The organism is Rhizobium sp. Root1203 (assembly GCF_001424945.1).
Lineage (GTDB): Bacteria > Pseudomonadota > Alphaproteobacteria > Rhizobiales > Rhizobiaceae > Rhizobium.
Window position 1 is genome coordinate 1 of sequence record NZ_LMCW01000051.1, and the last position, 9,675, is coordinate 9,675.

Annotated in this window: 9 protein-coding genes and 1 pseudogene; 9 read left to right on the top strand and 1 reads right to left on the bottom strand. The window is 55.1% G+C overall.

Annotated features, from left to right (window positions below; all coding sequences use genetic code 11):
* The coding region (locus ASC97_RS28040) for an IS6 family transposase (RefSeq protein ID WP_057471622.1) at positions 1 to 467 on the bottom strand (467 nt) is incomplete at its 3' end.
* A gap of 471 nt (positions 468 to 938) precedes the next feature.
* On the opposite strand from ASC97_RS28040, the gene ASC97_RS28045 reads away from it, so the two are divergent.
* The 9 genes and pseudogenes from ASC97_RS28045 to ASC97_RS34965 form a co-directional block, all read left to right on the top strand.
* The gene (locus ASC97_RS28045; protein ID WP_057471616.1) at positions 939 to 1,346 is read left to right on the top strand and encodes a hypothetical protein; all 408 of its coding nucleotides are present in this window, start codon (positions 939 to 941) and stop codon (positions 1,344 to 1,346) included.
* Between the two features lie 44 nt (positions 1,347 to 1,390).
* Positions 1,391 to 1,840 carry a hypothetical protein gene (locus ASC97_RS28050; RefSeq protein WP_156390488.1) on the top strand — a complete coding sequence of 150 codons (450 nt, stop codon included), beginning with the start codon at positions 1,391 to 1,393 and terminating at the stop codon, positions 1,838 to 1,840.
* A 94-nt stretch (positions 1,841 to 1,934) separates the two neighbouring features.
* Positions 1,935 to 4,520, top strand: coding sequence for a calcium-binding protein (locus ASC97_RS28055; protein ID WP_057471618.1), 2,586 nt, complete (start codon positions 1,935 to 1,937; stop codon positions 4,518 to 4,520).
* A complete protein-coding gene (locus tag ASC97_RS36440) occupies positions 4,456 to 4,872 on the top strand; it encodes a calcium-binding protein (protein ID WP_162246725.1) in 417 nt (138 codons plus the stop codon). The genes ASC97_RS28055 and ASC97_RS36440 overlap by 65 nt, the downstream gene beginning before the upstream one ends.
* A 104-nt stretch (positions 4,873 to 4,976) precedes the next feature.
* Positions 4,977 to 5,435 (top strand): M10 family metallopeptidase C-terminal domain-containing protein, encoded by a 459-nt coding sequence (locus ASC97_RS28060; protein WP_057471619.1) that lies wholly within the window; start codon positions 4,977 to 4,979, stop codon positions 5,433 to 5,435.
* Positions 5,436 to 5,448: 13 nt separating this feature from the next.
* Positions 5,449 to 7,188, top strand: a complete 1,740-nt coding sequence (locus ASC97_RS28065; protein WP_057471620.1) for a type I secretion system permease/ATPase — start codon at positions 5,449 to 5,451, stop codon at positions 7,186 to 7,188.
* The gene (locus tag ASC97_RS28070; protein ID WP_057471621.1) at positions 7,185 to 8,495 is read left to right on the top strand and encodes an HlyD family type I secretion periplasmic adaptor subunit; all 1,311 of its coding nucleotides are present in this window, start codon (positions 7,185 to 7,187) and stop codon (positions 8,493 to 8,495) included. The genes ASC97_RS28065 and ASC97_RS28070 overlap by 4 nt, the downstream gene beginning before the upstream one ends.
* A gap of 165 nt (positions 8,496 to 8,660) precedes the next feature.
* The gene (locus ASC97_RS28075) at positions 8,661 to 9,287 is read left to right on the top strand and encodes a class I SAM-dependent methyltransferase (protein ID WP_057471623.1); all 627 of its coding nucleotides are present in this window, start codon (positions 8,661 to 8,663) and stop codon (positions 9,285 to 9,287) included.
* A gap of 48 nt (positions 9,288 to 9,335) precedes the next feature.
* Positions 9,336 to 9,675, top strand: a pseudogene (locus ASC97_RS34965) (hypothetical protein); the annotation flags it as partial.

The window sequence follows — 9,675 nt, forward strand, 5'->3', positions numbered from 1 at the left end:
CAGAACCATCCACGCAACAGCAGTAGCCAGTTGATGTTGTGTAATCCTGCCAGATTCGCGCCGCTCTTGTCGAGGACGACCTTTTCGGGCCAGCCATTGTTCTTAATCGTGCGGGCGAAGAAGGCGCTGGCTGCGGCCTCATCGCGGTGCTCAGACAGCATGAAATCAAGGGTTTTACCGAATTTATCGACAGCGCGGTAGAAATAGGTCCACTTGCCTTTGAGCCGGATATAGGTCTCGTCCATCCGCCAGGAGCTGCTGGTTGCGGATTTGCGGCGCTGGGCCTGGCAGGCAATCAGGGGCGAATATTTAACGACCCATCTGTTCAGCGTCGCGTGGTCAACGGCAACGCCGCGCTCAGCCATAATCTCTTCCAGATCACGATAGGAGACCGCATACCTGACGTAGAAAAATACCGCGTATAAAATCACGTCTTTTGGGTAATGACTGCCTTTGAAATCGACCATGATCGGGAAACTCAATCTGCCTGCTCATCTTCAACCCGGATCTACGCCTACCATACTGGTTGCAAACCCGGTGAAAAGTTTGCGACAGAACCGGCCTTGGGCAGATGCCCCCGGCTCGGGCGACGCCAGTGCTTGTTAAGATCCTGCTACGAAACGGTCGCAGCTTAGAGGTTCCGGTAGACCTTGAGCGCAAAACGTTGTCATCGTTGATCGCCTGTGTTGAGGCCGCATGATCGGGCTACGGGGAGTGTGCGGATCTATCTCCCCTGCGGCGTGACCGATATGCGGCAGCCGCACGGGTTAAAAGCTATATTTTACAGGGGCATCAGGGGCAACCGATGCGAGTAGCCCTACATCTGGTTTAGAGTTCTAATATCGCCATCGCAAGGCATTTAAAGTACAATTTTAACGTTTATATGTTCTTTTTTGTTCATATTCCCGCTCTAACGTAAAGAACCAACGGAGCGTTCTATGACTTGGAAGATATTTGCGGTAATCGTTGGCCTGATCAATTTTCTGGGGGCCATAGTCGTGGTCACTCGCCCAGAAGCCACATCGATTCTCGAAGTATTGGGCTATGTCCCTGGGGCAGTCGCCGGGGTCCTTCTGGGATTGTACGCATTCGACATCGCCGTGCTCGACCTCCGCGTATTGAAAGCTCTCTTTCCTCTTCTGTCCGGGTATTTCGTTATTTGCTTCGCTTACACTTTTTGGGGTGCTTACACGATGCTCGTTACGGATGACCCAAAAGTGCCAGCCATTTATGTCATGGGCGCGGTCCCGTTCGCGCTCACGTTTAATGCGCTGATCTGGCTCGCGGTGTGGCGTTATTGCCGGGGACAAACTTGCAATATTTCAGCCGTGGCCTCAAGCCGATGAAAAGACTTTGCAGTCCGGCAGAGACCATGGTGGAGACGCTAAGTATGAGATATTTCGGAGCGGCTTTAGTATTCGTTCTTGGCTGCGGCCTACTTGCAACATGCGGCGGAAAAGATTCCGAACTCGCTCGGCGGATAAGGGCTTCGGAACTGCATCCCTTAGGAATTGGCTGTGAAGGATCGTACTACGAACTAGCGGATGGAAAGTTGCTTGGGTTTGTCGATGGCAAGCAACTCGAAAACTTTAGCCCCCCTGCAACTTTAAGCGAGGTAAACGGATCCGCGGTCATTGACTTTGGAACGAAACCTCTCTTCTACCGGTGGATTTTGACGCCAACCCCGTCTCCTGACATTTTTAGGGTCGCTTCGCAGCTGACAACGCCGCTATCAGAAAATCAGCAAGCTTACTATCGGAAGGCAAACCGGAAATCTCCTGAAGAAATAAACGCGATATGGAACAGCTTCGAGGCCTTCACCCTATGCCCCCGCAAGTAAATGAAATTATAAAATATTTCGCATAATTATGTATCACTGGTTGCATTTTAATTTGTCTGCGATATTGGTTGTTTAGCTAACCTCGGAGACATCGATGAGTGAGACGGATCCCGTAAAGTATGGCGCCGAGCAGGCACCTGGTGTAAAGGAAGGCAAGGCCGCTTTTGGAACGGTGCGGGATGCGATAGACGATGCGCTGAGCGATGCAGGCACCGCCCACTCTCCCGAGGCCATGCGTGCACTCAATGAGGCAGCCAAGAAAATCAAAGATACGAGTACTGCGTTCGACAATGCTGTAGAAGCTGGCGATCAAGCGGCAGACGGTATTGACAAGAAGGGAATGCACGGCCTGGCTCGTTTAGCAGACGCTGGCGGTTACGCTGGCGACGCGGCGGGCGGCGTTCTTTTGGGGTTCCCTGGCCAAGTGGCAAAACAGGCAGCCGACCTTCTCCATAAAGCCGCTGAGGCTCTCGACTGGTTTGCGGACCACGTGCTGGACCCCATTATAGCGGGTTTAACTTGGCCTGAAGAATTGCGTATTGGGCTTCCAAGTTTCGGAGATCCGCTAATTCTCGATTTAGATGGCCTGGGAGTGAACCTGACGCCCCTGTCGGGCTCCACTGCATTTTTCGATTTTACTGGCAGTGGTTTCGCCACTCAAACAGGTTGGGTTGGTTTGGGCGACGGATTGCTCGTAACCGCTCCAGTTGATGGTTCAACTATCACGGCAGATAATGTGTTGGGCGCCCACAGCGGAAATGCGTTCGCAGACCTTGCACGCTTCGATGAGAACGGCGACGGTATCGTTGACAGTAGTGACACAGCGTTCGCTTCCCTGAGGGTTTGGATCGACAACGGCAATGCTTCCTCCAACTCAGGCGAGCTTCATACGCTGACCGATCTTGGAATTACCTCGATTTCTTTGTCATTCGATCCTGTGGGCGAAACTCGTGACGGAAATATAGTTGTCGCATCCGCAACCTTTACTCGCATCGTAGACGGTCAAACGCATACGAATGTGATTGCGGAGGTGGATTTCGCGACAAACCCCCAAACAACCAGGTTCCAGCTTCCTAGTGAATTTGTCTATGCCACAACGGCTATGAGCCTACCTGAATTGATCGGCTATGGGCATTTCGCAAATCTGTGGGCGGCGATGACGCTCGATCCGATCCTTCAAGAGTTGGTAAAGTCTCTTGTTCTTAATTCGGGTACGATGGATGGGGCGGATTTCCACAACGCGTTCGAAAACATTATTTTCAAATGGGCTGGGGTGGAAGACCTCGACCCCGCCGATCGCGGCCCATACATCGATGCGCGCCACCTTGAGGTTGTTCTTTCTTTCTATGGTGTCGATCAAACTCAGAACCCAGAATATTCCGGCGATCCCAGCATGCTTGCGGGCCCAAGAGTCTGGGAGCCGCTTTATCAAGATATTGTTAGAATGTTCGAGGCTCGATTCGTTACGCAAATCAGTCTCGGTCAGCTCGGGAACGGTGTTGCTTTTAATGATATAATGGCAAACCCGTACTCAATTTTTGGCGGAATCTCGTACGATCGTGGAACGGATCGTCTAGTAGTTGACGCCGGCGGGCTTGCAGCAGATACGCTATCGTTTATCCAATCGCACCCTGAGAATAGTGCCTTAGTATGGGAAAAGATTGCTCCGATTTTTGCCGATCTAAAGATCCAATGGAACCATGGCTCTTCCTTGGCAGACCACATCGGTTCGGCGGCGGAGCCTTTTCAGGGCAAATCTATTTACCAGCTTGGGGGTGGGGACGACACCTTGTTCGCGAAAAGCGATGCGGGAAGCGCAATCGTCTACAGCCTTGGCGACGGAAGCGATACGCTTGATCTGCGGGGAACAACAGCAACAAATACCACGCTTTTGCTTTCGAATTTGAAGCCATCTGACGTCTCGTTCGAATATTCTGCTTTAGACCTACTCGTGAAAATTAGGGCGGATGGCTCAGTAATTTCTGTCGTAAGTCAGTTCCAGTCGGCCTCTACAGGCATAAGCGAGATCGAGTTCGGCGATGGGGCGAAGTGGAGCGTCGAGCGAGTTCTAGCAAACCTCACTATCCCCGTGCTCCAAAATGGCGGGCAAACATTAATCGGTACACCTTTCGCGGATGTTATCGTAGGGGGGACGGGAAATGACGTTCTTAGGGGTGGATTTGGCGATGATATTTACCTTTGGCTCCGTGGAGCCGGCGATGACTTCGTGGAAGAAGATCCGTGGTCGAGCACAGCCGACAGGCTCGCATTAGTCGGAATTACGCCTGCCGACGTCACCCTTGTCCGCAATGGTAACGATGTCAGGCTGGTCATCGCTGAGAGTGCGGCGGGTGCCGGTGACGGCGGTTCTGTACTGCTGAAAGACAGCCTCGACGACAACAACGGYCAGGGTGTCGACCGGGTCGTTTTCGCAGATGGGACCGTATGGACGCGCACTGATATCCGGACCAAACTGCTCGACCAGGCGGGTACATCCGGCAATGACACGATCGTGGGCTTCAATACGGCGGACACCCTCTWTGGYCGSCACGGCGAYGACAGTCTWAACGGYGGCATTGGTAACGATACGTACGTCTATGCCCGAGGTGATGGAAATGACACGATCACCCGACGTCACCCTTGTCCGCAATGGCAACGATGTCAGGATACTCATTGCTGAGAGTGCGGCGGGTGCCGGCGACGGCGGTTCTGTACTGCTGGAAGACAGCCTCGACGACAACAACGGCCAGGGTGTCGACCGGGTCGTTTTCGCAGATGGGACCGTATGGACGCGGGCAACTTTGCGGGACTTGCTGGTAAGTAACGCTGGCACTGCAGGAAACGATATCATAAATGGCTCCAATGCCCCAGATATTTTGGCCGGCCGCCACGGCGACGACAGTCTAAACGGTGGCATTGGTAACGATACGTACGTCTATGCCCGAGGTGATGGAAATGACACGATCACGGAAGGCKCCTGGTACGGGACACGATCACGGAAGGCKCCTGGTACGGCACATCAGACACACTGAGCTTCAGCGATCTCAACCCCACCGACGTCACCCTTGTYCGCAATGGCAACGATGTCACTGTCGTAATCGCCGAGAGTGTTRCCGGTGCTGGCGACGGGGGATCGGTGTTACTCAAGGACTCGCTCGACGACGGCATCCAACTGGGTGTGGAGAAGGTCAGTTTCACCGATGGTACGGTCTGGACGCGGGCAGATATGAGATCACACATCGCTTACGTTGGGGGCACCTCAGGGAACGAAACCATCACAGGGACGACAGGTGTCGATACGATCCACGCGGGTCCGGGTAACGACACGCTGGTCGGATTGGCGGGAAATGATACCTTCCTGTTCCGACAGAATTTTGGTCACGACATCATCACCGATTTTGTCGCTGGTGCTGGCTCCGTGGATGTTATCGATCTCACCTCGGATATCTTCGTTGACTTTGCTTCAGTGATGGCAGCAGCCGCGCAAGTTGGATCCGATACGATGATCACTCACGACGCAAATACTTCGCTTCTGCTGAAGAACGTCACTCGGACGAACCTGCATCAGGACGACTTCCACTTTACGCCAGCGTGAGCGGAGCCTGATATTGCAATCGAATAGCTCCAAGCCGCCGCAAGTGTTTCTTGTGGCGGTGCTTTCTTCGCTGAAGAAGGCTCTCCTTGGCATTGGCGTGACCAGTGCCATCGTCAATATTCTGGCCTTAACGGGCTCGTTCTTCATGCTGCAGGTCTACGATCGGGTCATTCCCGGTCGCAGCCTGCCGACGCTAATTGGTCTGGGCGTCGTTGCAGCCACGCTCTATGCGTTTCAGGGAATCCTCGAACTTATTCGTTCGATGCTCCTCGTGCGTGTCGGCCTTTCCGTCGACGAGCGCTTCGGCGAAGCAGTCTACGATTCGCTCATCTTATTCCCATCGCGCATGCAGCTACCCGGTGACGGTCTGCAGTCCGTGCGTGATCTCGACACCGTACGGGGCTTCCTTTCCGGCCCCGGACCGACCGCTCTGTTTGATATCCCATGGATGCCGTTTTACCTCGGCCTATGCTTCCTGTTCCATGTCTGGATCGGCGTCACGGCGCTCGCTGGCGCCCTTATGCTCGTTGGACTCACTATCCTTGCCGAACACAAGTCACGTCAACCGGCGAAAGATGGGGCAAAGATTGCCTCGGAACGCACGGCGCTCGCGGAAGCGACACGACGAAATTCCGAAGCGGTGCTCGCGATGGGGTTCGGTCACCTCCTTGGCACAAGGTGGAAGGAGATCAATTCCCGTTACCTCACTAATCATTTGCGCTCATCAAGAGTGACCGGCACTCTCGCCACACTGTCCCGAATTCTGCGAATGATGTTGCAATCCGCCGTGCTGGCAGTTGGAGCGATTTTGGTCATTCGCCAAGAAGCCACGGGCGGCATCATGATCGCCAGTTCCATCCTCGTCAGCCGAGCTCTCGCACCTGTCGAACTTGTGATTGGGCAATGGAAGGGGTTCTCCGCCGCACGCGATAGCTGGTCGCGCCTCATCAAGCTTACGCAACTGATGCCACCCGGTGAACGCGAGGTCTCGTTGCCGAGCCCGAGTAGGGTGCTGAAAGCGGAGAATATTCACCTTGCCTCACCCGGTTCCAAAGCGGCGATCGTGCGGGGAGTTTCGTTTGAATTGGGTGCTGGGGAGGCCGTAGGCGTGATCGGCCCAAGCGCTTCGGGAAAGTCGTCGCTCGCAAGGGGCCTCGTCGGGCTGTGGCTACCTGTTGCTGGCACTGTGCGGTTGGATGGAGCGGCGCTAACGCAATGGGATCCGCGTGCGCTTGGCCGGCATATTGGGTATCTGCCGCAAGACGTCTCATTGTTGGGTGGCTCGATCGCCGAGAATATTTCACGGTTTGATCCAGATGCGCCCTCCGGGAAGATCATCGAAGCGGCAAAGGCGGCTGGTGTCTACGATATGATTGTTCAGTTTCCAGATGGTTTCGAAACCAAGATTGGCGAGCAAGGGTCGGCTCTCTCCGGCGGGCAGAGGCAGCGCATCGCCTTGGCGCGAGCGCTCTACGACGATCCTTTCCTCGTGGTCCTTGATGAGCCGAACTCGAATCTCGATTCCGATGGGGAGGCGGCATTGTCACGGGCGATCCTTGGCATTCGCGCTCGAGGCGGCGTAGCCGTCGTCATCGCTCATCGGCCGAGCGCACTTGCGGCCGTCGACAAGGTGCTCGTCCTCGCAAACGGTCAGGTACAGGCGTTTGGTCCGAAGGATGAGGTGCTGAAGAAGGCAACGCAGCCATCGCCGCCCGTTAGGCTGATGATCGCAGGCGAAGAGGCAGCACAATGAAACACGATCATGCCCCGCTGGCAGAGCAGGCAATTCGGCGCTTGACGTTGCTTGCACTGACTGCGGTGGTTCTTCTAGTAGGTGTTCTCGGCGGTCTCGCTGCGACCATCCATTTGCAGGGTGCAGTCATCGCGTCAGGGACGCTAGTGGTCGACAGTTACGTCAAGCCTGTTCAACATCAGAAGGGCGGCACCGTGGGCGAGGTGTTCGTCAAGAATGGCGACCGTGTCGAAGCAGGGCAGATCCTGGTGCACCTCGATGACACCCAAACGCGGGCAAACTTGGCGATTGTTTCCAAGAGGCTGAAGGAGCTTGCTGCCCGTACAGCTCGGCTCTCCGCTGAGCGCGACGCCAAGGCGACGATTCATTTCCCAGAGGTTTTAATGAACTCACGCGACCTGTTGGAAGTGTCTGCGATGCTTGATGGTGAACAACGTCTCTTTGAGGATCGCCGCTCTTCAAGGAGCGGTCGCAAGGCACAGCTAAAGGAAAGAATACGGCAGCTCGGCAAACAAGCGGAGGGGTTATCCGCACAGGAGGATGGCAAACGCCAGGCAATCGCCATTATACAAAAGGAACTCGCCAGTCTGCAGCCATTGCTCGATCAAGGAATCATACCTGCCACAAGAGTCTACGCATTACAGCGCGACGCCGCCGATCTGACGGGAGAACTTGGCAGTCTCATCGCTTCCGCGGCCGAAACTAATGGCAAGATAGCCGAGACAGAACTGCAGATCATTCAGGTTGATGATGATCAACGGACTGAAGTGTCCGACCAGCTGCGTCAGGCTGAAAGCGAAATTGGCGAGTTCTCGGAACGCTTGGTAGCCGCAGAGGACGAGCTGAAGCATATTGATATTCGCGCTCCGCAAACCGGACTCGTTCATCAGCTTTCTGTACATGCCGCAGGTGCAGTTGTGACACCCGGTGCGGAAATCATGCTGATCGTCCCAGCGTCTGACGTTCTAATACCCGAGTTGAAACTCTCACCTCAGGACATCGATCAGGTGGAAGTGGGACAGGGTGTCACCCTGCGATTTTCCGCATTCAGTCAGAGAACAACGCCCGAGCTGAATGGACGTATCAGCAGGATCGCCGCCGATCTCACGACCGATCAGCGCACCGGACAGAGCTACTACAGCATTCGCGTTTCCGTACCAGTGGGCGAGTGGACGAAATTGGGGACGTTGACCCCGCTTGCTGGCATGCCAGTCGAGGCATTTGTGCAGACCGGCGAGCGAACTGCCCTCGCGTATCTCGCCAAGCCATTCACCGATCAGATGGCGCGGGCGTTCCGAGAGGAATGAGAAGGAGGCAGGCCATTGGCCTTGATGCTATGGGCCCGCGCAGACGAACGCCTCGCCCGCAAAGTGGCCGATAGCCGTCTTCCGCTGCGCGCCCGCCAGTTGCGGTCATCAGGCCTTCATGATTACGATGCATCTCAAACGGTGTGGCTCACTGAGGCGTTTCCTGTGACAGATAATACATTAGGCTTTTACAATGCGAATGCGGAACAATACGCAGCCGATGAAGGGATACCCAACCCGAGGCTGTCCAGCTTTCTCGACCGCTGCACGCCGAACGGTAAGATCTTAGAATTAGGAACTGGCGGCGGCGTCGATGGAGCAGCCATCATTGAAAGAGGTTTCGATCTCGACGCGACTGACGGGTCGCCCGAACTCGCAGCTATTGCATCCCGACGTATCGGATTGACTGTCAGGACAATGCTCTTCAACGAGTTGGATGCCGTGGATTTGTACGATGGCGTGTATGCTTGCGCTTCGTTGACCCATGCGCCTCGATCCGAGCTTGTTCCTATCATCGGAAGAATTCACCGTGCATTAAATGATGCAGGGCTTGTCTGGGCCAGCTTTAAGGCAGGGGCTGAAGAGGGCACAGACGCGCTCGGTCGCTATTACAGCTATCTGTCAAAGGAGGAGTTGATGGTGACCTGGGAGAATGCTGGACCTTGGCGGAGCCTTGAGGCCGAAATCTGGGTGGGCGGCGCATACGACCGCAAGCCAACCACATGGGTTGCCATCACTGCGGCAAAGTTGGACCGCTTCGGGCCGAGTAGCGACAGTTATGGTACCATTTGACTTGCCCAATGCGGGCGACGAGGTGGGAGGCGTGGCAGAGGCTTTGTCATGGACACTGTTCTGCGTACTCGACGTCCTTGGAACAAGGGAATTTTAATTGGTCAGAAGCGGCCGCTTCAGCCCAAGCACGTTTGGTCGATCCGCGTTCTACTTGAAATAAGTGGGGCGCACCGAGAACTGGCGCTCTTCAATCTTGCCATCGACAGCAACCTCCGCGCTTGCGACCTCGTCAAGCTTCGGGTCGAGGACTTGTGGTCAGGTAGTTCAATCCGAGACCGCGCCACAATCATCGTAAGCGCCGTCTCCGCCCCATTGGATTGGCTATATTTTGAGGCTTGCTGCGTGTGCGAGAAGGTTTCCAGGACTAACTGGAGATTTGCATGGCAGA